Here is a 1,324-nt window from a genome sequence, read left to right on the forward strand (position 1 = left end):
TTTGTGCTTCGTGTGTGCGTGCTCTCGTGTCCCCGGGGGGGGCCCCGCCCCGGGGGGGGGGGGCCGCGCCCGGCGGCCCCCCACGAATTTTGGGGGGGGGGGGGCCCCCCCCCCCCCCCCACACCGAGTTTGCCGTGCTTGCGTACGATCCGTTCTGCATTCCGGACCACAGCCCTCACCCCCCTTCCAATTCCGCCTTCCGACCCCAGATAAAGCGCCATGGTTTCCCAATCCCCTGACATGAAAACCGGGCTCGAGGGCCCGGTTCGCGCGCCATCCGCGGTTCCGATCGACGACGCCGTGCTGCCTTACGAGGTCGACGCGCTTGATGTGCGCGGTCGGTTGGTGCGGCTTGGTCCGGCGCTCGACGAAATCCTGACCAAGCACGATTACCCGGCGCCGGTCGGCAAGCTGCTCGGCGAGGCCATCGTGCTGACCACGCTGCTCGGCTCGTCGCTGAAGTTCGAAGGCCGCTTCATCCTCCAGGCCCAGACCGACGGTCCTGTGTCGTTCCTGGTCGTGGACTATCAGGCGCCGGATCGCCTGCGCGCCTATGCGCGCTATGATGCCGCGCGCCTCGGCGAAGTCCAGGATTCCGGCAAGACTTCCGGCGCGCTGCTGGGCCACGGTCATCTGGCCATGACCATCGACCAGGGCCCCGACATGAGCCGCTACCAGGGCCTGGTCGCGCTCGACGGCGGCAGCCTCGAAGACGCCGCTCACGAATATTTCCTGCGCTCCGAGCAGATCCCGACACGCGTGCGTCTCGCCGTGGGCGAGGAGTGGCGTTCGAACGACGGCGGCAAGCATCGCTGGCGTGCCGGCGGCATGCTGATGCAGTTCCTGCCGAAGGCGCCCGAGCGCGCGCGGCAGGCCGATCTGCATCCCGGCGATGCGCCCGAGGGCGTCGAGGTCCATGCCGTCGCTGAAGACGATGCCTGGGTCGAGGCGCGCTCGCTGATCGAAACCGTCGAAGACGTCGAGCTGATCGATCCCGAGCTGTCCGGCGAGCGGTTGCTCTACCGTCTCTTCCACGAACGCGGCGTGCGCGTGTTCAATCCGCTGCCCTTGAAGGCGCAATGCTCCTGCTCGCGCGATGCGGTGGCATCGATGCTGAAGAGCTTTTCGTCCGACGACCGTGCCGCAATGGTCAAGGACGACAAGGTCGTCGTGACCTGCGAGTTCTGCAGCTCGGTGTACGAGTTCACACCGGATGAGGCGGGCGTCGAGGACGCGTAGCGCGGTGCCGTAGCAACCATTAAAGGCTAGGCGGCTTTTTCGATCCAGGGCGTGCCCCGTTGCACGACAGTATTGGCGTAGATCA

General features: G+C 66.9%; 1 protein-coding gene. It reads left to right on the forward strand.

All coding sequences use genetic code 11. From position 1 onward, the window contains the following. Positions 1 to 219: 219 nt before the first annotated feature. Positions 220 to 1,239 (forward strand): Hsp33 family molecular chaperone, encoded by a 1,020-nt coding sequence (locus AC0L3A_RS24780; RefSeq protein ID WP_354127013.1) that lies wholly within the window; start codon positions 220 to 222, stop codon positions 1,237 to 1,239. Positions 1,240 to 1,324: the final 85 nt, after the last annotated feature.

The sequence above is a fragment of the Bradyrhizobium sp. MI1.3 genome, assembly GCF_055811695.1.